Source organism: Pseudomonas putida S13.1.2 (genome assembly GCF_000498395.2).
Lineage (GTDB): Bacteria > Pseudomonadota > Gammaproteobacteria > Pseudomonadales > Pseudomonadaceae > Aquipseudomonas > Aquipseudomonas putida_Q.
Map to the genome: position 1 here is coordinate 421,346 of NZ_CP010979.1, position 24,446 is coordinate 445,791.

General features: G+C 63.0%; 19 protein-coding genes and 1 pseudogene. 5 read left to right on the forward strand and 15 right to left on the reverse strand.

Annotated elements, in window-relative coordinates:
* Nucleotides 1-81: 81 nt before the first annotated feature.
* The 13 genes and pseudogenes from N805_RS01685 to gloB form a co-directional block, all read right to left on the reverse strand.
* Nucleotides 82-987 (reverse strand): LysR family transcriptional regulator, encoded by a 906-nt coding sequence (locus tag N805_RS01685; protein WP_019470164.1) that lies wholly within the window; start codon nt 985-987, stop codon nt 82-84.
* Nucleotides 988-1,156: 169 nt separating this feature from the next.
* Entirely contained in the window at nt 1,157-4,087 is a 2,931-nt protein-coding gene (locus N805_RS01690; protein WP_019470165.1) for an aminotransferase, read from the reverse strand.
* Nucleotides 4,088-4,311: 224 nt separating this feature from the next.
* Nucleotides 4,312-4,887 carry a PIN domain-containing protein gene (locus N805_RS01695; protein ID WP_019470166.1) on the reverse strand — a complete coding sequence of 192 codons (576 nt, stop codon included), beginning with the start codon at nt 4,885-4,887 and terminating at the stop codon, nt 4,312-4,314.
* Nucleotides 4,884-5,351: a helix-turn-helix domain-containing protein gene (locus tag N805_RS01700; protein ID WP_019470167.1), complete on the reverse strand. Its 468-nt coding sequence runs from the start codon at nt 5,349-5,351 to the stop codon at nt 4,884-4,886. The genes N805_RS01695 and N805_RS01700 overlap by 4 nt, the downstream gene beginning before the upstream one ends.
* Before the next feature lie 182 nt (nt 5,352-5,533).
* Nucleotides 5,534-5,797 carry a DUF3077 domain-containing protein gene (locus N805_RS01705; RefSeq protein WP_019470168.1) on the reverse strand — a complete coding sequence of 88 codons (264 nt, stop codon included), beginning with the start codon at nt 5,795-5,797 and terminating at the stop codon, nt 5,534-5,536.
* A 155-nt stretch (nt 5,798-5,952) separates the two neighbouring features.
* Nucleotides 5,953-6,211: pseudogene (locus tag N805_RS01710) on the reverse strand (hypothetical protein).
* A 420-nt stretch (nt 6,212-6,631) separates the two neighbouring features.
* On the reverse strand, nt 6,632-8,239 hold the full coding sequence (locus N805_RS01715; RefSeq protein WP_019470169.1) for an ABC transporter ATP-binding protein: 1,608 nt from the start codon (nt 8,237-8,239) through the stop codon (nt 6,632-6,634).
* Nucleotide 8,240: 1 nt separating this feature from the next.
* A complete protein-coding gene (locus N805_RS01720; protein ID WP_016488246.1) occupies nt 8,241-9,260 on the reverse strand; it encodes an ABC transporter permease in 1,020 nt (339 codons plus the stop codon).
* A 1-nt stretch (nt 9,261) separates the two neighbouring features.
* A complete protein-coding gene (locus N805_RS01725; RefSeq protein WP_019470170.1) occupies nt 9,262-10,335 on the reverse strand; it encodes a microcin C ABC transporter permease YejB in 1,074 nt (357 codons plus the stop codon).
* Between the two features lies 1 nt (nt 10,336).
* Nucleotides 10,337-12,172, reverse strand: a complete 1,836-nt coding sequence (locus tag N805_RS01730) for an extracellular solute-binding protein (RefSeq protein ID WP_019470171.1) — start codon at nt 12,170-12,172, stop codon at nt 10,337-10,339.
* Nucleotides 12,169-13,998, reverse strand: coding sequence for an extracellular solute-binding protein (locus tag N805_RS01735; protein ID WP_218186717.1), 1,830 nt, complete (start codon nt 13,996-13,998; stop codon nt 12,169-12,171). Before N805_RS01735 ends, N805_RS01730 begins: the two co-directional genes overlap by 4 nt.
* 218 nt (nt 13,999-14,216) lie before the next feature.
* Nucleotides 14,217-15,647 (reverse strand): lytic transglycosylase domain-containing protein, encoded by a 1,431-nt coding sequence (locus N805_RS01740; RefSeq protein WP_019470470.1) that lies wholly within the window; start codon nt 15,645-15,647, stop codon nt 14,217-14,219.
* A gap of 100 nt (nt 15,648-15,747) precedes the next feature.
* Entirely contained in the window at nt 15,748-16,527 is a 780-nt protein-coding gene (gloB, locus tag N805_RS01745; RefSeq protein ID WP_019470471.1) for a hydroxyacylglutathione hydrolase, read from the reverse strand.
* 85 nt (nt 16,528-16,612) lie between these two features.
* On the opposite strand from gloB, the gene N805_RS01750 reads away from it, so the two are divergent.
* The 4 genes from N805_RS01750 (at nt 16,613) to N805_RS01765 (ending at nt 21,083) form a co-directional block, all read left to right on the forward strand.
* Nucleotides 16,613-17,386 (forward strand): class I SAM-dependent methyltransferase, encoded by a 774-nt coding sequence (locus N805_RS01750; protein WP_019470472.1) that lies wholly within the window; start codon nt 16,613-16,615, stop codon nt 17,384-17,386.
* Between the two features lie 15 nt (nt 17,387-17,401).
* Nucleotides 17,402-17,848, forward strand: coding sequence for a ribonuclease HI (gene rnhA, locus N805_RS01755; RefSeq protein ID WP_016498736.1), 447 nt, complete (start codon nt 17,402-17,404; stop codon nt 17,846-17,848).
* A 51-nt stretch (nt 17,849-17,899) separates the two neighbouring features.
* A complete protein-coding gene (gene dnaQ, locus N805_RS01760) occupies nt 17,900-18,658 on the forward strand; it encodes a DNA polymerase III subunit epsilon (protein WP_019470473.1) in 759 nt (252 codons plus the stop codon).
* Between the two features lie 175 nt (nt 18,659-18,833).
* Nucleotides 18,834-21,083 (forward strand): Orn/Lys/Arg decarboxylase N-terminal domain-containing protein, encoded by a 2,250-nt coding sequence (locus N805_RS01765; protein WP_026034353.1) that lies wholly within the window; start codon nt 18,834-18,836, stop codon nt 21,081-21,083.
* Here the strand turns inward: N805_RS01765 and N805_RS01770 are convergent.
* Nucleotides 21,067-21,285: a hypothetical protein gene (locus tag N805_RS01770; RefSeq protein WP_016488235.1), complete on the reverse strand. Its 219-nt coding sequence runs from the start codon at nt 21,283-21,285 to the stop codon at nt 21,067-21,069. The two genes, N805_RS01765 and N805_RS01770, sit on opposite strands and share 17 nt — an antisense overlap.
* A gap of 156 nt (nt 21,286-21,441) precedes the next feature.
* On the opposite strand from N805_RS01770, the gene chrR reads away from it, so the two are divergent.
* Nucleotides 21,442-22,002: a class I chromate reductase ChrR gene (gene chrR, locus N805_RS01775; protein WP_019470475.1), complete on the forward strand. Its 561-nt coding sequence runs from the start codon at nt 21,442-21,444 to the stop codon at nt 22,000-22,002.
* Nucleotides 22,003-22,156: 154 nt separating this feature from the next.
* On the opposite strand, the gene N805_RS01780 is transcribed toward chrR, so the two are convergent.
* Nucleotides 22,157-24,229: a TonB-dependent receptor family protein gene (locus tag N805_RS01780; protein WP_019470476.1), complete on the reverse strand. Its 2,073-nt coding sequence runs from the start codon at nt 24,227-24,229 to the stop codon at nt 22,157-22,159.
* Nucleotides 24,230-24,446: the final 217 nt, after the last annotated feature.

Below are 24,446 nucleotides of genomic sequence, written 5' to 3' on the forward strand. Positions count from 1 at the left end.
AATCTAACGAGGAATCAATTCTGTAGGGAGTTATCGGCTTCCTAACGTGCTGTAGGACTTTTCGTTTTCGGATGGGGCGGCTCAGGACCTTGGGGATTCTGTTTCAAAGCATTGGCGCATGACATCCAGGTAACGTCTGGCGCCCAGGCCCAACGGGCGCGACTTGATCCAGATGATGTCCACCCACAGGCGCAGGCGGCTGGCCATGTTGTCAAAGCGCACCTCGGCCAGTGCGCCGGATGCAATCAGCGGTTCAACCAGCGGCTGCGGCAGGTAGGCCCAGCCCAGGCCGGATTGCACCAGGTCCAGCGTGGCCAGGTAGCTGTCGGTCAGCCAGATACGCCGCGACAGCACCATGCGCGGGTCGGACCCGGTGGCCTTGCCGGAGGCCACGATGATCTGCCGTTGTTCGGCAAAGGCCTCTTCAGGCAGTGGTGTGCCGCTGTTCTGCCCGGCCGGATGGCGCGGCGAGGCGACGGCCACCAGCAATTGGCTGCCGGCTTCGAGGAATGACTCGCGCTCGTCGATGCCGGGCCGCTCGAACACCAGTGCCAATTGCACACTGCCGTCATGCAGCAGGCGAATGGCTTCGGTCTGGGTGGCGGAGCGCACCTCGATTTCCAGGCTGGGAAATTCCTGGGCGAGGGTTTCCAGTGGCTGGCTCCAGCGGCCGGTCTGCAGCTCGGGCGCCATGGCGATGGTCAGGCGCTTTTCCAGGCCTTTGTGCAATTGCAGGGCCTGGGCATCCAGCAGGTTGAGCTGGCAGATCACCTGCCTGGCCTGGGGCTCCAGCGCCAGGGCGGCGCTGGTGGGCAAGGCTTTGCGTGTGGCCCGGTCGAACAGCGGCAGGTCCAGCTCCGCTTCCAGTTGGGCGATTGCCATGCTTACGGCCGAAGGCACACGGCCCAGCTTGCGCGCGGCAGCGGAGAACGAGCCGGCATCCAGCACTGCGAGGAAAATTGCCAGGGAGTCGCTGGAGAAGGCCATGTTCGGTGAACCTGATGTTGGGGCGTTGTGAGCGAATAGTAATGGATGGAATTGCCAAGGGTAGGGCTTGAAGTAATCGGTGTTTGTAAGATCGAGCGCCGCCCGCGGGGCGCTGGATCTCACAGGCGACGAACTTCCAAGGGCCAACGCTCCAGCCTCACCCAAATCCCTACAGCCCTTCGTCCAGCACCCGGTCAATGCTGTCGACAAAGTAGTCCACGCTCGCCCGGGTGGTGCACATCGGTGGCTTGATCTTGAGGATGTTCAGGTAGTCGCCGGTCGGCTGCATGAAGATGCCCAGGTCACGCAGGCGATTGCACAGCGTCATGGTTTCTTCGGTGGCCGGCTCCAGGGTTGTGCGGTCGCGCACCAGCTCCAGCCCCAGGTAGAAGCCCGAGCCATGTGCTGCCCCGGCCAGCGGGTGCTTGTCGACCAGCGCCTGCAGGCGGGCCTTGAAGTAGCGCCCGGTGTCGCGGGCGTTGTCCCACAGGCCTTCTTCCTGCATCACGTCCAGCACCGCCATGCCGATGCGGCAGCTGACCGGGCTGCCACCGGCCGAGGAGAAGAAGTAACCCTCAGCCTCCAGCGCCTCGGCGATTTCGCGGCGGGTGATGACCACGCCCAGCGGCTGGCCGTTGCCCATGCCTTTGGCCATGGTGATGATGTCGGGCACCACGCCCTGTTCTTCGAAGCCCCAGAAGTATTCGCCCAGGCGGCCATAACCCACCTGCACTTCGTCGGCGATGCACACCCCGCCACGAGCGCGCACCTTGGCATAGGCGTCGCGCAGGTAGCCGGCCGGCAACGAGATACCGCCGGCATTGCCGTACACCGGCTCGCAGATGATGCCCGCCAGCTGGCGGCCACGCGCATCCAGGTCCGCCAGTTTGGCGTCGACGTCCTGCAGGTAGTCGGCGGCGCTGTCAGCACCGCGGAAACGACCGCGGAAGGTGTTCGGTGCTTCGACCGGGTGTACCCAGTCCGGGCGGGTTTCCAGGGCTTGCGGGTTGTCGGCGATGGACGTGGAGATGGCGTCGGTGGCCACCGACCAGCCGTGATAGGCCTCCAGCACGCTGAGCAGGTCACGCCCGCCGCTGTAGGCCCAGGCCAGGCGAATCGCCAGGTCGTTGGCTTCGGTGCCGCTGTTGACCATGAACACCCGGTCGAAACCTTCGGGTGCCAGCGCCAGCAGGCGCTCGGAGAACTCGCTGATGGCGGCGTAGTGGAAGCGCGAGTTGGTGTTCAGCAATGACCACTGCCGCGCCGACTCGGCGACCATGCGCGGGTGGCCATGGCCCAGCACCGCGACGTTGTTGAGCATGTCCAGGTACGAACGGCCCTGCATGTCGATCAGGTAGTTGCGCCAGCCGCGTTCGATGTGTGGCGGCTGCGCGTAGTAGTGTTTCTGCGAGCGGGCGAAGCTGGCGTCGCGGCGGGCCAGCAGGGCTTGCGGATCGGGTAGCGGCTCGGCATCGCAATCAAAGCCCAGCAGTGCGGCTGGCGACGGGCACAGGGCCAGCCAGGCGGCAGCGTGTGCCGGGGTGGCGAAGAACGGCGGTTGGATGCCGATGTCCAGGCACAACTGCACGCTGAGGAAACCACCGCTGCTGCCCAGGGACTGGCCTTTTTCCATGGCCTGGCCGTCTGCCGGTGCGTTTTCCAGGCCCTGCAGCCACACAGCCCAGTGCGCGGTGCGCAGGCAGCCACGGCCGTCGCCGTGGCGCTGCCAGGTGCCGGGTGCTGGCGCTTGCACCAGGCTACCGTTGGGCACGTGCAGCTCAACGCCGAGGGCGCAGGTGGCGGGCTCTTCGGGGCGGTCGATGTGGGTTTGCGACAGGCGATATTGCCCGTGCAGGCTGCAGGCCGGAGCGGCTTGCGAAGTCAGCAGACGCTGGTCGAAGCCGGGTTGCTCCCAGTTGCCGGCCTCGCAGTGTGTGCTGAGTACCCCCAAGTCCACCCGTGTTACAGGCTGCCCGGCCAGCTCGGGGAGCAGCGGGGCGCAACCGTTGAAGTCCGGCGCCTTGGGTTGCAGGCCCGCAGCCTGCAGGATGGCCGCCTCCATCAGGGCAATGGGCACGGCGGTGGCAGTGTCGAAAATTTCCCATTCGTGGGCAATGTTATCGCGGGTGTACTGGTTGCCCGGGTCGACGGCGAGCTGTTGTTCGCTGCTCAGCACCAGTACGGCGGCGCGGTTCAGCACCAACGGCCACAGGGCACGTAGTTCGGCCTCGGTCAGCGGGTTGAGCGCCTGGTAGGCCTGCACGGCTGGCAGAATGCGCACTGGGTCGCCCTCGGCGTGGTGCAACAGCGCAGCGCAGGTCACCGACAGGTCGGCGATGCGCCAGGTGCGCAGCAGGTCGCCGAAATCGATCACGCCTTGCAGTTGCCACTGGCGCTGGGCATCACGGGCCCACACGGTGTTGTCGTCGGTAATGTCCAGGTGCACGGCCTGACTCGGCAAGTGATCAACCAGCGGCATCAGGCGCTCGCGGGCCTGGCGGGTGGCGTGTTCGATGCGGGCGCGCTGCCCGCTGTCCTGCAGCACCGGCAGCAGATGATCGATCAGTGCCTGGGCGTGTTGCGGGTCCCATTGCAGGGTGCGCACAAGGCCTGGGTGGTCGAAATCGGCCAGGGCCTTGTCCAGCTTCGCACAGAGCCCGCCCAACTCTGCTATCAGGTGCGGCTCCATGTGCTTGAGGCGGGTCAGTGGCTGGCCTTCGATGTAATCGAGCAGGCGCAGGCGCAGTGGTTGCGCGTCGATGTCCAGTTCCAATAATCCCATGCCGTTTTGGGCCAAGCGCACGGCGGGTACCGGTAAACCCTGATCGCGCAGAAAGGCCAGGGCGGCGTGCTGCGCTTCAAGTTCCAGCTGGGCATAGCTGCCGTGGCAGGCCTTCAGCACATAGCCACCCTGGGGCGTGGTCACGCAAAAGTTCAGGTCTTGCTGGCTGCCTAGTACCGAAAGGTTGCCGGCAAGGCCGTAGTGGGCCTGCAGGACGGCGTGTGCCTGGGCTTCGCTCAGCGTTGGGCTGGGCAGGCCGGAGCGCTGGATCAGTGTAGCCACGGCAGGGGAAGCGGGCTGGTGTTGTGGGCTGGACATGGGCTCTACCGTTGCTACTGGGAGTGGACGGTGGAGAATTTATGCCCGATTCGATTGATGATGGAAGACGATTATTGTCAGAAAAATTGATCACTGCCCCTTGATTCTGTTTGCGTGGCGAAGAGCGGGGTACCTTGGAATAATTTTCGGGGTGTTCGGGGCTGCATGGTTATTGCTTGCCGGCTAGTCGCCTTCCTCCCCAAGAACGCGATTGCTGAGAGAACTCACAGGAGGAACTTGAATTCTGAAAGCAATTTCACTGTCTCGGGAAGCTTCTGCTGAAGCAGCCTGTCGAGATACTGCTGCACGCTGTGAGGTGGGTTCTTCAACGATATTCGCTGGCGCTGGGCAGCTTCGAGGACTGCTGCCTTGTCCAGGTCCCACAGGTCAGCGATGAAGTCGTCCGGATGCAAGGGTTCAATATCGAAGACCCCGAGAACCGCCTTGGGAAAATCCTTCAAATTGAAGGTGACGATGACCGAAGCGTTGCACTTAATTGCCGCTGCCAGGACATGTCGATCATCCTCATCTGGCAAGTCCAGTCCTTCGACCAGTGAATCGTAGTCAGTGACGAGTGCATCTGGTACCGCAGCATCCATTAGCGATGACGTGCGATCCACATGTTCAGGCGTAAGGTCAGGTCGGTTGAGTAGCAGATTGCGCTTCCACTCGTCATGAATGCCCGCTGACCAGCGTGCCCGGTAAATACCCGTCAGCGCCAGGTTCATCAGGAAATCACGCAGGGGAGCAGGGTAAAGTACGTTCGCGTCGTATATGGCCGTGAAGGGCGAGTGCTTCATTCGTACCCCATCTTCAATTCCTGAGCTTGGGCTGCCAGCGCATCCATTGCAGCGCGGCTCACCCCGTCACGTTTGTCTTTGTAGGCAACCAGGTCGGAGAATCTGACACGCCGATGGCGGCCCGTCTTGGTGTGCGGAATCACCGCTTCGTCGAGCAGCTTTACCAAGTGCGGCCGGGAGACGTTAAGCAGGTCTGCTGCTTCCTGGGTCGTCAGTTCGGCGTGGATTGGGACGACTTTGACCGAGTTCCCCAACGCCAGCTCGCTGAGAATCTCGCCGAACAGGCGTAGGGCGAAGGTAGGCACTTCAACAACCTGGCGCTGATTTTCCTCGTTGAGCAGTTCGATCCGTTGGGTATCTGATTTTGTCGAGAGGAACGCCGCTAGCGTGCGGCTTGACTCGACAGCCACGGCAATTTCTTTTTCATCAGGAAGAACATTGCGAGAGAGGTTGGCGGTGGTCATGAGCATCTCCAGAGCGGTATCGATTGAGTGGCTGTGGCGACGATGTAACAGCCTGGGTTCGAGTTATATTCGAAATATTCGAAAATCGCAATAATCGAAACGACCGGTTGATGGGAGGGTTGCTCGGGGGAGTGGATGGCGTTCGATGGGTGACAGCCAACGGGTCCCCGGCAACCTCATCCTCAGCGCATCATGCCCAGCTCGGCGTCATCCATTAGTGCCTTGGCCATGGCGCTCAGATAATGCGCAGCCCAGATCATCATCGGCTTTTCATCCATCAGACCGGTAATGGTCAGCTCGCGAACATAGCCCATCAGTTCCGATGACTGCTCGCGGGCGTCCCTGCAGGGGATGCCGGGCTCGATGCGGAACAGTGGGTGGGTGCCGTTTTCGCCTTGGTAGAAGGTGGTCTTGCCGACGGTGAACTGGGTGTCTTCTGTTGTCATTGTTCAATCCCCTGAAAAATCTCTAGTGCCTGCGCCGGCCCTTTCGCGGGCATGCCAGATCCCACAGGTACTGTGCAAGGCTTGAAGCCTGTGGTGATCCTGTGGGAGCGGGCGCGGCCGCGAAGGGGCCGGCCTTTGCAGCACATTAATCAGCCTTAGTGCGAAGTTCTGGGCTCAGCGGGCATCTGTACCTGAATCAATGCCGACTCAAGCAAAACCCGCAGCGCCTCCAGCTCATGCATCGAGGTCATCATCAGGATCGAAGCCGGGGATTTTCGAAGCCGGGGATTTGGGCTGAAGCAGCAACGCCTGATGCACCACGGTGGCTGCGCATAACGCGTAGTCGGTGGCCTGGATCAGGGTGTCTTCGAGGGAATGGGGGTTGTGGGGTGGATCGGGGACAATCTTCAACATCGCATAGTACCTTGTTGGGGCTACCGCCTGGCTGCTGTCAAACAGTTGGGTGGTAGCTGTACATGGGTTGACAGACCGGCGGACTATGCAAGTTCCGGCGCACGCGAACGTGCCCCACGTACAGCCACCATAACAGGCGATCCGTAAGCATAATACCGTTACGGCCTGTCAAAGCCGTATCGTTGATGAGCAACGACACGCCGAGACTAGAGCGCTGCCAAGGCAGCCGCAACGGAAAATGTGCGTCGGAAGTATGTTTGGGAAACGGCCTACAGGGAAGGTGTTAAATCTGACATTCCGGGTGTTCTGCGCCCGATTGCCGAAACAAATGTAGGAGCGAGCTTGGCTCGCGATGCGCCGCGCGGGCGGCGCTCGATCTCAAACGCGGCGCAAGGATCAAGGCGAACACACACCATTTCCCTACGAAGCCTCAACCTCCAAAAACGCCGCCTCCAGCAACTGCCGTGTATACGGATGCTGCGGCGCATGGAAGATCGCCTGCGCATCCCCTTGCTCCACCACTTGCCCATGCTTGATCACCATCAGCTGGTGACTCAGCGCCTTGACCACCGCCAGGTCATGGCTGATGAACAGGTACGTCAGGTTGTACTTCTGCTGCAGGTTACGCAGCAATTCCACCACCTGCCGCTGCACGGTGCGGTCCAGCGCGGAGGTGGGTTCGTCCAGCAGAATCAGTGCGGGCTTCAGCACCAGCGCCCGGGCAATGGCGATGCGCTGGCGTTGCCCGCCGGAAAACTCATGGGGGTAGCGATGGCGCGTGCGCGGGTCCAGGCCCACTTCCTCCAGGGCCGCGATAATTGCCGCTTCCTGTTCCTGCGCGGTGCCAATGCCGTGAATGCGCAGCCCTTCACCCACAATGTCCGCCACGCACATGCGCGGGCTCAGGCTGCCAAACGGGTCCTGGAACACCACCTGCATTTCCCGACGCAGCGGCCGTACAGCCTTCTGGTTCAGCCCTTGCAGGTCTTGACCGTGGAAGCGGATGCCGCCCTGGCTGGAAATCAGCCGCAGGATCGCCAGGCCGAGCGTGGACTTGCCCGACCCGGACTCCCCGACAATCCCCAGTGTCTGCCCTTGCGGCAAGCTGAAGTTGACCCCGTCCACAGCCTTCACATGGTCAACCGTGCGCCGCAGCAGCCCCTTCTTGATGGGGAACCACACCTTGAGGTCATCCACCTCCAGTAGTGGCGCGCCCACCGGGTTGTGCGCCGGCAGCCCGCTGGGCTCGGCATTTATAAGCATTTGGGTGTAGTGGTGCTGTGGCGAGCTGAACAGCGTGGCGCATTCGGCTTGCTCTACAATTTGCCCGCGCTGCATCACGCACACGCGGTGGGCGATGCGCCGCACCAGGTTCAGGTCATGGCTGATCAGCAGCAGCGCCATGCCCAAGCGCGCCTGCAGTTCCTTGAGCAGGTCAAGAATCTTCAACTGCACGGTCACGTCTAGCGCCGTGGTCGGCTCATCTGCAATCAGCAGTTCCGGCTCGTTGGCCAGCGCCATGGCGATCATCACCCGCTGGCGCTGCCCGCCCGACAGCTCGTGGGGCAGGGCCTTCAAGCGCTTGTGCGGTTCGGGAATGCCGACCAGGTCCAGCAGTTCCAGGGTACGTGCGGTCGCTTCCTTGCCCGTCAGGCCCTTGTGCAGCAGAAGGATTTCGTTGATTTGCTTCTCGATGCAGTGCAGCGGGTTGAGCGAGGTCATCGGCTCCTGGAAGATCATCGCAATGCGGTTGCCGCGGATGCGTTGCAGGCTCTTCTCGTTCTGCTGCAGCAGGTCTTTGCCTTCGTAGCGGATGCTGCCGCTGGGGTGGCGGGCCAGGGGATAGGGCAGCAGGCGCAGGATCGAGTGCGCGGTGACCGATTTGCCCGAGCCACTCTCGCCCACCAGCGCCAGCGTCTCGCCTTTGCGGATGTCAAAGCTGATGCCGTCCACCACCCGGTTGACCTGGTCCCCGGTCACAAACTCCACGGCCAGGTCCCGCACTTCGATCAGGTTCTGTTCACTCATGTCACTTCCTCGGGTCGAAGGCATCGCGGGCGGACTCGCCGATGAACACCAGCAGGCTCAGCATCAGCGCCAGCACGGCAAAGGCGCTGATGCCCAGCCACGGCGCTTGCAGGTTGGACTTGCCCTGCGCCACCAGTTCGCCCAGCGATGGCGAACCGGCGGGCAGGCCGAAGCCGAGAAAGTCCAGGGCGGTGAGGGTACCGATGGCGCCGGTGAGAATGAACGGCATGAAGGTCATGGTCGAGATCATGGCGTTGGGCAAAATGTGCCGGTACATGATTGCGCCGTTGCGCATGCCCAAGGCACGGGCGGCGCGCACGTACTCCAGGTTGCGCCCACGCAGGAACTCGGCGCGCACCACATCCACCAGGCTCATCCACGAGAACAGCAGCATGATGCCCAGCAGCCACCAGAAGTTGGGCTGCACGAAGCTGGCCAGGATGATCAGCAGGTACAGCACCGGCAGGCCCGACCAGATTTCCAGAAAGCGCTGCCCCGCCAGGTCGACCCAGCCGCCATAGAAGCCTTGCAAGGCGCCGGCGATGACGCCGACGATGGAGCTGGCCACGGTCAGGGTGAGGGCGAACAGTACCGATATGCGGAAGCCGTAGATCACCCGCGCCAGCACGTCGCGGCCCTGGTCGTCGGTGCCCAGCCAGTTGTCCGTGGAGGGTGGCGCCGGGGCGGGCACGCGCAGGTCGTAGTTGATGCTCTGGTAGCTGAACGGGATTGGCGCCCACAGCACAAAGCTGTCTTTCTTCGCCAGCAGTTCGCGGATGTACGGGCTCTTGTAGTTGGCCTCCAGCGGGAATTCGCCGCCGAAGGTGGTTTCTGGGTAGCGCTTGAACGCCGGGAAGTACCATTCGCCGTCGTAACGCACGGCCACGGGCTTGTCATTGGCGATCAGCTCCGCGCCCAGGCTCAGGCCGAACAGGATCAGGAACAGCCACAGCGACCACCAGCCACGGCGGTTGGCCTTGAAACGCTCGAAGCGCCGGCGGTTGAGGGGGGACAAGGCCATGTCAGTGCTCCCGGCTGGCGAAGTCGATGCGTGGATCGACCAGGGTGTAGGTCAGGTCGCCGATCAGTTTCACCACCAGCCCCAGCAGGGTGAAGATGAACAGGGTGCCGAAGACCACCGGGTAGTCGCGGTTGATGGCCGCTTCGAAACTCATCAGGCCCAGGCCGTCGAGGCTGAAGATGACCTCGATCAGCAAGGACCCGGTGAAGAAGATGCCGATGAACGCCGACGGGAAGCCGGCTATCACCAGCAGCATGGCGTTGCGGAACACGTGGCCGTACAGCACCCGAGGCCGGCTAAGGCCCTTGGCCTTGGCGGTGACCACATATTGCTTGTTGATCTCGTCGAGGAAGCTGTTCTTGGTCAGCAGGGTCATGGTGGCGAAGTTGCCGATGACCAGCGCGGTGACCGGCAGCACCAGGTGCCAGAAGTAGTCCAGCACCTTGCCGGTGGTGCTCAGTTCGTCGAAGTTGTTGGAGGTAAGGCCGCGCAGCGGGAACCAGTCGAAGTAGCTGCCCCCGGCGAACAGCACGATCAGCAGGATGGCGAACAGGAACGCCGGTATCGCATAGCCGACAATGATCGCCGAGCTGGTCCACACGTCAAAGTGGCTGCCGTGGCGCACCGCCTTGGCGATCCCCAGCGGGATCGACACCAGGTACATGATCAGCGTGCTCCACAGCCCCAGCGAGATCGAAACCGGCATCTTCTCGACAATCAGGTCGATCACCTTGGCATCGCGAAAGAAGCTGTCGCCGAAGTCCAGCTGGGCGTAGTTCTTGATCATGATCCACAGGCGTTCGGGCGGCGACTTGTCGAAGCCGTACATGCGCTCGATTTCGGCGATCAGTGCCGGGTCCAGGCCCTGGGCGCCGCGGTAGTTGGAGCCGGCCACGGAAACCTCGGCGCCGCCACCGGCAATGCGGCTGGTGGCGCCCTCGAAGCCTTCGAGCTTGGCGATCATTTGCTCGACCGGGCCACCGGGGGCGGCCTGGACGATGATGAAGTTGATGACAAGGATACCGAACAGGGTCGGGATGATCAGCAGCAGGCGGCGCAGGATGTAGGCCAGCATGTTAGTTGGCCTCGTCCGCAGGGGCTTCGCTGACCGCCGGGGTTACCCCGGGCTTGATCCACCAGGTGTCGATGCCGATGTCGTACTTGGGCGACACTTTCGGGTGGCCGATGTGGTTCCAGTAGGCCACGCGCCAGGTCTTGATGTGCCAGTTGGGGATCACGTAGTAGCCCCACAGCAACACGCGGTCCAGGGCACGGCAGTGGTCGATCAGGCTCTGGCGAGAATCGGCGTTGATCAGTTGTTCCACCAACTGGTCGATGGCCGGATCGCGCAGGCCGATGAAGTTGCGGCTGCCGGGGTTGTCAGCGGCGGCACTGGACCAGAACTCTCGCTGTTCGTTACCCGGCGAGTTGGACTGCGGGTAACCGCCCACGATCATGTCGTAGTCACGTGAACGCAGGCGGGTGATGTACTGGGAAACGTCGACCCGGCGGATGCTCAGGTCGATGCCGAGGTCGGCGAGGTTGCGCTTGAACGGCAGCAGGATGCGTTCGAACTCGGTCTGCGCCAGCAGGAACTCGATGGTCACCGGTTTGCCTTGGGCGTCGACCATCTTGTCGTCGACGATTTTCCAGCCGGCTTCCTGCAGCAGCTTGTAGGCCTGGCGCTGCTGCTCGCGGATCATGCCGCTGCCGTCGCTGACCGGGTTCTTGAAGGGCTCGGAGAACACCTGCTCGGGGACCTTGCCACGCAGTGGCTCGAGGATCTTCAACTCGTCTGGGCTGGGCAGGCCATGAGCGGCCATTTCCGAGTTGTCGAAGTAGCTGCCGGTGCGGGTGTAGGCACCGTTGAACAGCTGCTTGTTGGTCCACTCATAGTCCAGCAGCAGGCTCAGCGCCTGGCGCACGCGCACGTCCTGGAACACCGGGCGGCGAATGTTGAAGATGAAACCCTGCATGCCGGTGGGGTTGCCGTTGGGCAGCTCTTCCTTGATCAGGCGGCCTTCGCGCACGGCGGGCACATTGTAGGCGGTGGCCCAGTTCTTCGCGCTGACCTCCAGCGCATAGTCGAACGCCCCGGCCTTGAGTGCTTCCAGGGCAACGGTGGTGTCGCGGTAGGAATCGAAGGTCATGACGTCGAAGTTGTAGAAGCCACGGTTGATCGGCAAGTCCTTGGCCCAGTAGTCCTTGACCCGCTCGTAGCGCACCGAGCGGCCGGCCTTGACCTCGGCGACCTTGTACGGGCCGCTGCCCAGGGGGATTTCCAGGTTGCCGCGGTTGAAGTCGCGGTTTTCGTACCAGTGCTTGGGCAGGACTGGCAGCTGGCCGAGAATCAGTGGCAGCTCGCGGTTGCCCTTGTGCTTGAACCTGAACAGCACCTTCAGCGGGTCTTCGGCGACCACTTCGGCGACGTCGGCGTAGTATTGGCGGTACAGCGGCGCTCCGTCCTTGATCAGGGCGTTGAAGGTGAACACCACGTCCTCGGCACGCATCGGGTGGCCGTCGTGAAAGCGGGCTTCGGGGCGCAGGTAGAAGCGCACCCAGCTGTTGTCCGGGGCTTTTTCGATCTTGCCGGCAACCAGGCCGTACTCGGTGAACGGCTCATCCTGGCTCTGGCGCATCAGGGTGTCGTAGATGCTGCCGATGTTCTCGGCCGACACGCCTTTGTTGATGAACGGGTTGAGGCTGTCGAAGCCGCCGAAGCTGGACTGGCGGAAGGTGCCGCCCTTGGGCGCGTCGGGGTTGACGTAGTCGAAGTGCTTGAAGTCGGCAGGGTACTTGGGTGGCTCGTCGTACAGGGTGAGCGCGTGCTGCGGTGCGGCCAGGGTGGGAAGGCTCAGGCAGGCGAGCAACAGGCTGCATGCCAGCCGGCGCAGACGGTGCGTTGGCGTCATTGGGCTTTCTCCGAAGTCTTGATCCACCAGCTGTTCAGCCCAAGGGTATAGGGCGGTGTGGTGACGAAGGCGAACCGGTTGCGGTAGGCCAGGCGATGGTTGTCGAGGTACCAGTTGGGGATCATGTAGTACTGCCATGAGAGCACGCGGTCCAGGGCGCGGGCGGCGGCCACCTGGTCGTCGCGGGTGCGTGCGGCCAGCAGGGTGTCGAGCAGGTGGTCGACCACCGGGTCCTTGACCCCAGCATAGTTCTTGCTGCCCTTGGTCGCGGCCTGGCTGGAATGGAAGTACAGCCACTGTTCCAGGCCGGGGCTCAGGGTCTGGTTCAAGGTCATCAGAATCATGTCGAAATCGAACTGGTCCAGACGTTGTTTGTACTGGGCACGGTCCACGGTGCGCAAGCGTGCATCGATGCCGATGCTGGACAGATTTTCGACATAAGGTTGCAGGAGGCGTTCAAGGTTGGGGTTTACCAGCAGCAGTTCCATACGCAGTTGTTGGCCCTTGCTGTCGACCAGGCGCTGGCCGTTCAGCTTCCAGCCAGCCTCGGCAAGCAGGCCCAAGGCCTGGCGCAAGGTCTGGCGGCTGATGCCGCGGCCATCGGTGTGGCTGACCTTGTAGGGTTCGCTGAACAGCTTGGCCGGCAACTGGTCGCGGAACGGCGCCAGCAACAGCCACTCCTTGCCGGTGGGCAGGCCGCTGGCGGCGAACTCGCTGTTGGGGTAGTAACTGGTCGAGCGGCGGTAAGCGCTGCTGAACAGGGCGCGGTTGGTCCACTCGAAGTCGAGCATCAGCCCCAGCGCCTGGCGTACCCGTGGGTCGCTGAAGGTGGCCCGGCGGCTGTTCATGAACAGGCCCTGGGTTTGCGTGGGGATGCGGTGCGGGATCTGGGCCTTGATCACCTCGCCACGGCGCACCGCCGGGAAGTTGTAGCCGTTGGCCCAGTTCTTCGCCTGGTGCTCGATATAGATGTCGAATTCGCCAGCCTTGAACGCTTCGAAGGCCACTGTGGCGTCGCGGTAGAACTCGTATTCCACGCGCTTGAAGTTGTACTTGCCACGGTTGACCGCCAGGTCCTTGCCCCAGTAGTTCTTCACCCGTTCAAACACCAGCCGGCGCCCAGGTTGTACCTGGGTGATGCGGTAGGGGCCGCTGCCCAGGGGGGGCTCGAAGGTCGTGGCCTTGAAGTCGCGCGTTTGCCAATAGTGCTTGGGCAGCACCGGCATCTCGCCCAGGCGCAGGATCAGCAGCGGGTTGCCGGCGCGCTTGAACACGAAACGGATGCGCAGCGGGCCGAGGATGTCTACCCGCTGCACTTCCTGCAGGTTGGTGCGGTAGATCGGGTGGCCGTCCTTGAGCAGCGTGCGGTAGGAAAAGGCCACGTCTGCCGAAGTGATCGGTTGGCCGTCATGCCAGCGGGCTTCTGGGCGCAGGTTGAACACCACCCAGCTGCGGTCCTCGCTGTACTCGACCGAACGGGCGATCAGGCCGTAGCTGGAGGTCGGCTCGTCACCCGACGGGTCGTACTGGCCGGTGCCGACCATAAGCGGCTCGTTCAGCTCGTTGATGCCGTACTGCTGGAAATTGGGCGTGGTGATCGGGCTCGACCCCTTGAAGGTGTAGGGGTTGAGGGTATCGAAGGTGCCAAAAGCCATGGCGCGCAAGGTGCCGCCCTTGGGCGCTTGCGGGTTGACCCAGTCGAAATGGGTGAATGTGGCTGGGTACTTGAGCGTGCCGAACTGCGCGTATCCGTGGCTTTCGCTCACCATCGCGGCTGCGGGAAAGCTCAAGGCCAGGCTGAGTGACAGCAGGAGGGGACGTATCAAGTCGGCATCCGATCCAGAGGCGTTGGGCTTTGATCGGGTACAGTAACAGCTTGGTGGGGTTGGAAAAAGAGTGCGGCCAGAGGATTGCAAAGGGCCGCTGCGCGCCCCATCGCCGGCAAGCCAGCTCCCACCCCGACTGCATCGGCTTCAAGCCATGTGCAGTACCTGTGGGAGCCGGCTTGCCGGCGATGGGGCGCGCAGCGGCCCCGGTTTTTACATCAATGCGAAAGGTAGACGGTCAGGGTCTGGCCTGGCTTGAGGGCGTGGCCGCTGCGTGGGTTCCAGCGCTTGAGGTGCTGCATTTCCACGTTGAAGCGCTTGGCCACCAGGTACAGCGAGTCGCCCTTGCGTACCTTGTACTGGGTGGAGCGCTTGCCGGATGCCGCTACCCGGTTGCCAGCAGCGCTCGGCCCATTGCCACCGCGCAGGGCCAGCACCTGGCCAGCGCGCAGGCTGTTGCCGGACAGGCGGTTCCAGCGCTTGATGTCCTTGACCGACACGCGGTTGGCTTTGGCGATGGCGCCCAGGTTGTCGCCGCGCTTGACCCGGTAGCTGCGCGCTGCCACCGGTGCCTTGGCTTCGGCCACGGCGCGGGCGAACACGGCTTTGTTCGGTTGCAGGCTGACCAGTTGCTCGGGCTTGAGGTTGGACAGACTGTCGCTGAGCAGCTGCGCCTTGGCGGTTGGCACCAGCAGTTGCTGGGGGCCGTCCACGGTCATGCGCTTCTTGAAGGCCGGGTTGAGCTGGATCAGCTCGTCTTCGTCGATGTTGGCAAAGGCCGCCACCCGCGACAGGTCCAGGCGATCATTGATGGCTACCGCTTCGAAGTAGGGTTCGTTGGCAATCGGGTTCAGGTTGACGCCATAGGCTGCAGGCGTGAGCACCACCTGCGACAGGGCCAGCAGCTTGGGCACATAGTCACGGGTTTCCTGGGGCAGCGGCAGGTTCCAGTAGTCGGTTGGCAAGCCGAGCCTTTCGTTGCGCTCCATGGCGCGGCTGACCGTGCCTTCGCCGGCGTTGTACGCGGCCAGGGCCAGCAGCCAGTCGCCGTTGAACATGTCGTGCAGGCGGGTCAGGTAGTCCAGTGCTGCGTTGGTCGATGCGGTGATATCGCGGCGGCCATCGTAGAAGTTGGTCTGGCGCAGGTTGAAGTGGCGACCTGTCGCTGGCATGAACTGCCACATGCCGGCAGCGCTGGCGCGTGAATAGGCCATCGGGTTGTAGGCGCTTTCGATGGCTGGCAGCAGGGCCAGCTCCAGCGGCATGTCCCGCTCTTCAAGACGCTCGACAATGTAGTGCAGGTAGAGGCTGCCGCGCTCACCGGCGCTTTCGATGAAGGTGGGGTTGCTGGCGAACCACAGGCGCTGCTGCTCGATACGCGGGTTGACGTCGATGCTGTCCTGCAGGGCAAAGCCCTGGCGCATGCGCTCCCAGACGTCCTGCGGCGCCTGCTCGGCCGGCTTGACCAGCAGCGGTGCAGGCTTGTGCTTGATCCGCGCCTGGTAGTTGTGCGCGCGAACGCTTTCGGATTCGTCAAGCTGACGGGTGCTCTGGCAGCCCACCAGGGTGGCGGCCAGAGCCAGCGCACTGATTTGGGCCAGGCGCGTCAGGGCGACGGAATGAGAGGTTCTGCGGCTACGGGAAGACATCGGCTGAGACAGGTATCCGGGCGAAAAATTTCGGCGATTCTAGAAACCGCTCCGGGCCTGGTCAACCTTTGACCATCGATTGCGATATATCTTGAGGTTATCAGAAGGTGTCCTTCCAAGACCTCAAGGCAGCAAAAACAGTGACCTGCGAGTCGTTTGGATGTCCCTTCCATTCGTCTGCTTTTTGTTTAACTAATGTTTCAGAGGTACGCAGAAAGGGGTTGGTCAGGCGTTCCAGGCCGATCGTTGATGGCAAGGTGATGCGATTGTCGGCGCGCAACCGGGTAACGTCCTCGAACCGCTCAAGAACGTGCAGGTTGGTGGGTTCCACCGCCTTGGCAAAGCGCAGGTTGCTGAGGGTGTACTCGTGGGCGCAGTACACTTCGGTTTGCGGCGGCAGCGCCGCCAGGCGGGCGAGGGCCGGTTGCATCTGTTCGGGTGTACCCTCGAACATGCGCCCGCAACCGGCGGCGAACAGGGTGTCGCCACTGAACAGCACTGGCGTTGCCGGTTGGTCGCTGAAGAACGCGATATGCCCCAAGGTGTGGCCAGGCACCGCCAGTACCTGGAACGTCACGCCCAGCACCGTCACCTGGTCGCCTTCGTCCAGGGCCAGGTCGCGGCAGGGAATACGCTCGTGGGCCGGGCCGCAGACCCGTGCGTTGGTCAGTTGCTTGAGCCGTTCGACGCCGCCGACATGGTCGTTGTGGTGGTGGGTAATCAGGATGTCGCTGAGCACCCAGTCGGGGTTTGCCGACAGCCAGCCTTCCACTGGGCCGGCGTCACCCGGGTCGACCACCGCGCAGCGGCGTTTGGCAGTATCCTGTAACAACCAGATGTAGTTGTCGGAGAAAGCGGGGAGAGCATCGATCTGTATCATGGTGCGGATCCGATTCGCCAAGCGTGGCACATGAAGGCATCTTAGCCGCGATGGCGCGGTGGGAGAACCTTCGAGGGAGAGCGCAATGACCGACCAAGCCTTTGCCCAGGCCGACCCGGACTGGGTCGAGCTGATCAGCCTGGCCCGTGAGTGGTTCAATGGCCCGATCGGCCAACTGATGCTCAAGGAAGAGGAAAAACTGCTGGAAGAAGAGCTCGGGCGCTTCTTCGGGGGTTACCTCGTGCACTACGGCCCCTGCGCGGAGCCGCCGCCCAGCGCCCCCCAGGTGCAGCGCAACGTGCGCCTTGGCGCGCCGCTGCCGGGGGTAGAGATTGCCTGTGAAGAGCAGGCCTGGCCGCTAAGCGAGCACGCCGCCGATGTGGTGGTGCTGCAACATGGCCTGGATTTCAGCCTGTCGCCCCATGGGTTGCTGCGCGAGGCTGCCAGCGCCGTGCGCCCGGGCGGGCACCTGCTGATCGTCGGGATCAACCCGTGGAGCAGTTGGGGCATGCGCCATTTCTTCAGCCACGGTGCCCTGCGCAAGGCGCGCTGCATCTCGCCGTCGCGGGTAGGCGACTGGCTCAACCTGCTGGGCTTCGCGCTGGAGAAACGCCGCTTCGGGTGCTATCGTCCGCCGCTTGCCTCACCGGCCTGGCAGCAGCGTCTGGCGGGCTGGGAACGGGTAGCCGGCGGCTGGCAGACCTCCGGTGGCGGGGTGTACCTGCTGGTGGCCCGCAAGATGGTGGTGGGCCTGCGGCCGTTGCGCCCGGAGCGCCGCGAGCCGATGGGCAAGTTGCTGCCGCTGCCGCTGGCCAAGGTGAACCGCACGGCGGCCAACCCTGAAACTGACAAGCACTGAATTCAAGAGTGGTACATGAGCGATAGCGTCGAAATGTTTACCGATGGTGCCTGCAAAGGCAATCCTGGCCCGGGTGGCTGGGGGGTCCTGATGATCTACAAGGGCGTCGAGAAGGAACTGTGGGGCGGCGAGCGTGAAACCACCAACAACCGCATGGAGCTGATGGCGGCCATCCAGGGCCTGATGTCGCTGAAGCGCGAATGCGAAGTGGTGCTGACCACCGACTCGCAGTACGTGATGAAGGGCATCAACGAGTGGATGGTCAACTGGAAGAAGCGCGGCTGGAAGACCGCTGCCAAAGAGCCGGTGAAGAATGCCGACCTGTGGCAGCAGCTCGATGAGCAGGTCAACCGCCACAAGGTGAGCTGGAAGTGGGTGCGCGGCCATATCGGCCACCCCGGCAACGAACGCGCCGACCAGCTGGCCAACCGCGGGGTCGATGAGGTGCGCGCCCAGCGTTGAGCTGGGGTACAATCGCGGCCTTTGTCACTGATGCAAGTTGGAGCGCCCCGCGTGGAGCAGCAGCAAGATAAACGGTTCGTCATTCTCGATACCGAAACCACGGGTATGCCGGTCAGCGAAGGCCACCGGATCATCGAGATCGGCTGTGTCGAGGTGATCGGCCGGCGCCTGACCGGGCGGCACTTTCACGTCTACCTGCAGCCGGACCGCGAGAGTGACGAGGGCGCTATCAACGTCCACGGCATCACCGACACCTTCCTGGTCGGCAAGCCACGCTTTGGCGATGTAGCCGAGGAATTCTTCGAATTCATCCAGGGCGCCACGCTGGTCATCCACAACGCGGCGTTCGACGTTGGCTTCATCAACAACGAATTCGCCTTGTTGGGCCAGCAGCATCGCGCTGACATTTCGCAGCATTGCACCATTCTCGACACCCTGTTGCTGGCGCGTTCGCGCCACCCGGGGCAGCGCAACAGCCTGGATGCCCTGTGCAAACGCTACGACATCGACAACTCTGGCCGTGAGCTGCACGGCGCATTGCTCGACTCGGAACTGCTGGCTGACGTCTACCTGGCGATGACCGGTGGCCAGACCAGCCTGTCGCTGGCTGGCCATGGCGCAGATGCCGAGGGTGATGGGCAGGGAGGTGGTGGTAGCGAGATCCGCCGGATTGTCGGGCGTACGCCGGGGCGGGTGATCATGGCCAATGCCGAGGAACTGGAGGCGCATGCCGAGCGGCTGGCTGCCGTTGCCAAGTCGGCGGGTGGGCCATCGATGTGGCAGGCCCTTACCGAGACAGCTGCTGGCTGATTTTTAGCCTGTACCGGCCTCTTCCCCGGGCGCGCCCGCTCCCACAGGGATTTCGCATGCCCAAAGCCTTGTGAGTCCCCTGTGGGAGCGGGTTCACCGCGAAAGGGCCAGTACAGGCAATACAAGGCTCAACTACCCTGAAATGGACGCCATGTCCTTCGGAGGTAGCCACCTGATGTACAAGGACCTCAAGTTCCCGATCCTCATCGTCCACCGCGCCATCAAGGCCGACAGTGTCGCTGGCGAGCGCGTGCGGGGCATCGCCGAGGAACTGCGCCAGGATGGCTTCGCCATTCTCGCCGCCGCCGACCATGCCGAGGCTCGGCTGGTTGCCGCCACCCACCACGGGCTGGCCTGCATGCTGATCGCTGCCGAAGGCGTTGGCGAGAACACCCACCTGCTGCAGAACATGGCCGAGCTGATCCGCCTGGCCCGCCTGCGCGCACCTAACCTGCCGATTTTCGCCCTGGGTGAACAGGTAACCCTGGAAAACGCCCCGGCCGAGGCCATGAGCGAGCTTAACCAGCTGCGCGGCATTCTTTACCTGTTCGAGGATACCGTGCCGTTTCTCGCCCGCCAGGTGGCGCGCGCCGCACACACCTACCTCGACGGCCTGCTGCCGCCGTTCTTCAAGGCCCTGGTGCAGCACACTGCGCAGTCCAACTATTCCTGGCACACCCCGGGCCACGGTGGCGGCGTGGCCTACCATAAAAGCCCGGTGGGCCAGGCCTTTCACCAGTTTTTCGGGGAAAACACCCTGCGCTCGGACCTGTCCGTTTCCGTGCCGGAACTGGGCTCGCTGCTCGACCACACAGGCCCCTTGGCCGAAGCCGAAGCCAGGGCGGCGCGCAACTTTGGCGCAGACCACACCTTCTTCGTCATCAACGGCACTTCCACCGCCAACAAAATCGTCTGGCACGCCATGGTCGGGCGCGATGACCTGGTGCTGGTGGACCGCAACTGCCACAAGTCGGTAGTGCACGCGATCATCATGACCGGCGCCATTCCGCTGTACCTGTGCCCGGAGCGCAACGAGCTGGGTATCATCGGCCCGATCCCGCTCAGCGAATTCAGCCCCGACGCAATCGCGGCGAAGATCCAGGCCAACCCCCTTGCCCGCGATCGTGGGCAGCGCATCAAGCTGGCGGTAGTGACCAACTCCACCTATGACGGCTTGTGCTACCACGCCGGGATGATCAAGCAGAGCCTGGGTGCCAGTGTCGAGGTGCTGCACTTCGACGAAGCCTGGTTTGCCTATGCGGCGTTTCATGACTTCTTCACCGGGCGCTATGCCATGGGCACTGCCTGCACGGCAGACAGCCCACTGGTGTTCAGTACCCATTCCACCCACAAACTGCTGGCCGCGTTCAGCCAGGCCTCGATGATCCATGTGCAGGACGGGGCCAGGCGTCAGCTGGACCGGGACCGCTTCAACGAAGCGTTCATGATGCATATCTCGACCTCGCCGCAGTACAGCATCCTCGCCTCACTGGATGTAGCCTCCACCATGATGGAAGGCCCGGCGGGGCATTCACTGCTGCAAGAGATGTTCGACGAAGCGTTGAGTTTTCGCCGTGCCCTGGCCAACTTGCGCGAGCACATTGCTGCCGATGACTGGTGGTTCAGCATCTGGCAGCCGCCGAGTACCGAAGGCATCCAGCGCCTGGCTGCGCAGGACTGGCTGCTGCAACCGGGTGCGCAGTGGCATGGCTTTGGCGAAGTGGTGGCCGACTATGTGCTGCTCGACCCGCTCAAGGTGACCTTGGTAATGCCGGGCCTGAGTGCCGGTGGTGTGCTGGGCGAGCATGGCATTCCGGCAGCGGTGGTCAGCAAGTTTCTTTGGGAGCGGGGGCTGGTGGTTGAAAAAACCGGCCTGTACAGCTTCCTGGTGCTGTTCTCCATGGGCATTACCAAAGGCAAGTGGAGCACGTTGCTTACGGAGTTGCTGGAATTCAAACGCCACTACGATGGCAACACAGACCTGAGCAGTTGCCTGCCGAGTGTGGTGGCAGCCGATGCTTCACGCTACCAGAGGATGGGGTTGCGTGACCTGTGCCAGCAGTTGCATGACTGCTACCGCGCCAATGCCACGGCCAAGCAACTGAAGCGGCTGTTCACGCGCTTGCCGGAGGTAGCCGTGAGCCCGGCCCGTGCCTATGACCAGATGGTGCGTGGTGAGGTAGAGGCGGTGCCGATAGAGGCGCTGCTGGGGCGTGTGGCGGCAGTGATGCTGGTGCCGTACCCGCCCGGTATTCCGTTGATCATGCCGGGCGAGCGGTTCACCGAGGCGACCCGCTCGATACTCGACTACCTGGCTTTCGCCCGGGCATTCAACCAGGGCTTCCCCGGTTTTGTCGCCGACGTGCACGGCTTGCAGAACGAGAGTGGCCGTTACACCGTGGACTGCATCACGGAATGCGAATGATCTCGACGCCGCTACGCGCCAGTTCGAAGCGGTTTTCACCGAGGTGGTTGACCTTGTCACCGATGGCCAGGCGGTAAGTGGTGATGGGGGCGCCCAGCGTGCTGCCGTCGAGTTGCAGGGTAGATTCCTGGAACTCGTGCACGGGGTAGATACGGCCTTCGGCGTCACGGGCGTGGAATTGGCCGACCATTACTGCTGCCATTTGGGTGGAAACCTCTGAATTACGTAGAAAATGTCTGAAGGCATAGACCGTGCAACTGTCTCGGAAGTTTTCACCCTGCGGAAAAAAAACCAAAGCGCCGAGGAACGGTCATCTATAACTACAACGTCCCTTTACCCAGCAAAGGTTGGAAATGCCATGAGCCAGGTGTATTCGGTAGCGGTTGTCGTGGGTAGCTTGCGCAAGGAGTCGTACAACCGCAAGGTCGCCCGCGCACTTTCGGAGCTGGCGCCGTCCAGCCTTACCCTCAAGATCGTCGAAATTGGCGATTTGCCGTTGTACAACGAGGACGTCGAGGCCGAAGCGCCGCCGCAGGCGTGGAAGCGGTTTCGCGAGGAGATCCGCCGCAGTGATGCAGTGCTGTTTGTTACGCCAGAATACAACCGATCGGTGCCGGGCTGCCTGAAAAATGCCATCGATGTGGGTTCGCGGCCGTACGGGCAAAGTGCCTGGAGTGGCAAACCGACGGCGGTGGTGAGTGTATCGCCCGGTGCCATTGGTGGCTTTGGCGCCAACCATGCCGTGCGCCAGTCGCTGGTGTTTCTGGACATGCCGTGCATGCAGATGCCTGAGGCCTACATTGGCGGGGCGGCAAGCCTGTTCGAGGACTCGGGCAAGCTCAACGACAAGACCCGGCCATTCTTGCAGGCGTTTGTCGACAAGTTTGCCTCGTGGGTGAAGTTGAACCGGGCGGTTTGATTGCCTGAAGTAGACATCCCTGTAGGAGCGGCCTTGTGTCGCGAAGGGCCGCAACGCGGTCCCGGCAATTTCTGCATAACCGCTGAAATCATGGGGTCGCTCTGCGACCCTTCGCGACACAAGGCCGCTCCTACAGGCTGGCGTGTCGCAGGCTCTAGCGGAAGCTGTAGGAAACGCCGGCGTAAACGCCAAACCCTTCGCCCGGCGTCGAACGTGCGTTGTCCTGGCCGGCATCGTTGTAGGTTGGCGTCACCGTGGCCGCATACCGCTTGTTGGTCAGGTTGCGCAGGTCCAGCCATGTCTGCCAGTCCTGTTTGGGTGAGTTCCAGCCCAGGCGCGCACCGAGCAAGGCATATTCATCGGCGTGGTAGGTGTTGGCATAGTCCACCTGCACCTTCGACGCCATCTGCGTGTTGACCCCGGCGTAGAAGCCGCTCGGCCAGTCATAGCGCAGTTCGGCCTGGTAGTAGTGCATGGGGATGCCGGGCAGGCGGTTGTCGCCAAACGTGTCGTCATCACGGTAGTGGAAGTCGCTGAAGGTGTAGGCCTGGCGCAAGCTCAGCTTGCCGGTACCGGCGCGTTCCCACAGCGTGCTGTCGAGGCCGGCCTCCACGCCCTGGTGCACGGTAGCGCTGGCGTTGAACTCCGAGGTGAAGTTAGGCACCACTTCCACGGCCAGCAGTTCGTGGCGCACTTGCGAGTAGTACCAGGCAAGGTCCCAGCGGCCAAACGCCGAGTCCCCACGCGCGCCCAGCTCCAGGGTAGTGGCGGTCTGGTTCTGCATCTCGATCGGCTGGATCTGCTTGCCGCCCGTGCTGGGTGCGCTCCAGATCAGCGACCACGGGTGTGGCGGCTCTACCGAGCGGCTGAGGTTGCCGTACACCTGCAGGTCCGGGCGGATGTCGTAGCGCAGCCCCAGGCGTGGTGCATAGTCCCAGTCATGCATGCTCACCTTGCCGCCCTCGGCCGGGTAGGTCACGTCACTTTCGCGGCGGGTGTAGATCATTGCCAGGCCGGTGGTCAGCCACAGGTTGGGGGCCAGCTCCAGGTCGTTGCCGGCATGCAGCACGGTGTCCGAGCCCTGGTAGGTGAAGTCACGGGTGCGCGCGCCGAATACATCGCCATTGCGGGTAAATTGTGAAGCGCCACTGTTGGGCAGGTGCTTGGTGGTGCGCCAGCCGATGGTGGTCTTGCTTTCGTGACCAAGCAGCGTGTCGCGGCGCAAATAGTTCAGCGTGCCGCTGACATCGGTATAGGCCACCTTCAGGCGCATGGGGCCTTCGCGCAGGTCCATCGGGTAGTCGTGGTAGACCAGGCCGGCTTCCAGGCGCGCATCGTCGTCGAGGTAGAAGGTGGTCTTGTTGCCCACCCAGGTGCTGCCTGGCTGGGGGCGGCTGTCGTCGCGGGCCAGGTAGGCCGGGTTGGCCGCGCGAGGGTGGTGCTTGATCTGGTCTTTGGTCAGGCGCCCGGCCAGTTCGTTTTCGGTCTCCCGGTAGCGCAGGTAGAAGCGGGTTTCCAGGTTCAGGTTGAAGCGGTAGCCGACATTGGCAGCAATGCCTTTGGCACTGCCGCTGCTGTGCGCCTGGTAGCCGTCATATTCCGAGTCGGTCAGGGCCACGTAGTAGTCGAGATTGCCCAGCACCTGACCGGAGCTGATATGCCGGTGCTGGTAACCGCGGCTGCCGACCTCGTAGCGCACCTGCAGCGGCGCGGCGTCGTAGCCGGTGTGGGTGACGTAGTTGATCGCGCCGCCCAGCGCCAGGGCACCCTGGTCGAAACCATTGGCACCGCGCAGCACTTCGGCGCGGCTCAACCACAGCGGCTCGAACAGCTCGTAGGGCGTACCGCCCGGGCCCGTCAGTGGCAGGCCGTCGAACATCGTGTAAACCCCGGAGCCGTGGGCACCCGGCGCGCGGTTGATGCCCGAGCCGCGGATCGACAGTTTGATGCCATCGTTGCCCGCCGATTGGGCGAATACGCCGGGCTGGTAGGCCAGCACGTCCTGGTTGCTGGCCACCCGGCCTTGCCCCACGCGTTGCATGTCCACCAGGTTGCTGGCACCAGGTATCTCGCGTAGGCGCTCGCTGGCGGCTGTCAGGTCGTTCTGCTCCTCATCGGTGATCAGCACCTGGCCCAATTCGACCGGGGATGCCGCCAGGGCGGGCTGGGTGGCAGCAAAGGCAGCCAGCAGGCCAAGGCACGACGATGGGGGAAAAACCGAACGCATTGTACGACTCCAGGCGAAAGACGAATGGACAACGGCGTTGAGACGAGCGAAATGCCGCTTGGAGCACGAAGAAAGTCAGCAAATCTTGCATGGCTTTCGTCAGACGGTTTTGTACGAAAGTTCTTTACAAGCCGCACCGGTGGAGCGAGGCGGCATGCGCTTCGTAAGGTGGCTGCAGACCGGCAGAGATGCCTCGCTCAATCACCCGTGGAGTACA

Coding starts and splice junctions, on each gene's coding strand:
- N805_RS01685 (WP_019470164.1), bottom strand. CDS start 987: ATGGCCTTCTCCAGCGACTCCCTGGCAATTTTCCTCGCAGTGCTGGAT.
- N805_RS01690 (WP_019470165.1), bottom strand. CDS start 4,087: ATGTCCAGCCCACAACACCAGCCCGCTTCCCCTGCCGTGGCTACACTG.
- N805_RS01695 (WP_019470166.1), bottom strand. CDS start 4,887: ATGAAGCACTCGCCCTTCACGGCCATATACGACGCGAACGTACTTTAC.
- N805_RS01700 (WP_019470167.1), bottom strand. CDS start 5,351: ATGACCACCGCCAACCTCTCTCGCAATGTTCTTCCTGATGAAAAAGAA.
- N805_RS01705 (WP_019470168.1), bottom strand. CDS start 5,797: ATGACAACAGAAGACACCCAGTTCACCGTCGGCAAGACCACCTTCTAC.
- N805_RS01715 (WP_019470169.1), bottom strand. CDS start 8,239: ATGAGTGAACAGAACCTGATCGAAGTGCGGGACCTGGCCGTGGAGTTT.
- N805_RS01720 (WP_016488246.1), bottom strand. CDS start 9,260: ATGGCCTTGTCCCCCCTCAACCGCCGGCGCTTCGAGCGTTTCAAGGCC.
- N805_RS01725 (WP_019470170.1), bottom strand. CDS start 10,335: ATGCTGGCCTACATCCTGCGCCGCCTGCTGCTGATCATCCCGACCCTG.
- N805_RS01730 (WP_019470171.1), bottom strand. CDS start 12,172: ATGACGCCAACGCACCGTCTGCGCCGGCTGGCATGCAGCCTGTTGCTC.
- N805_RS01740 (WP_019470470.1), bottom strand. CDS start 15,647: ATGTCTTCCCGTAGCCGCAGAACCTCTCATTCCGTCGCCCTGACGCGC.
- gloB (WP_019470471.1), bottom strand. CDS start 16,527: ATGATACAGATCGATGCTCTCCCCGCTTTCTCCGACAACTACATCTGG.
- N805_RS01750 (WP_019470472.1), top strand. CDS start 16,613: ATGACCGACCAAGCCTTTGCCCAGGCCGACCCGGACTGGGTCGAGCTG.
- rnhA (WP_016498736.1), top strand. CDS start 17,402: ATGAGCGATAGCGTCGAAATGTTTACCGATGGTGCCTGCAAAGGCAAT.
- N805_RS01765 (WP_026034353.1), top strand. CDS start 18,834: ATGTACAAGGACCTCAAGTTCCCGATCCTCATCGTCCACCGCGCCATC.
- N805_RS01770 (WP_016488235.1), bottom strand. CDS start 21,285: ATGGCAGCAGTAATGGTCGGCCAATTCCACGCCCGTGACGCCGAAGGC.
- chrR (WP_019470475.1), top strand. CDS start 21,442: ATGAGCCAGGTGTATTCGGTAGCGGTTGTCGTGGGTAGCTTGCGCAAG.
- N805_RS01780 (WP_019470476.1), bottom strand. CDS start 24,229: ATGCGTTCGGTTTTTCCCCCATCGTCGTGCCTTGGCCTGCTGGCTGCC.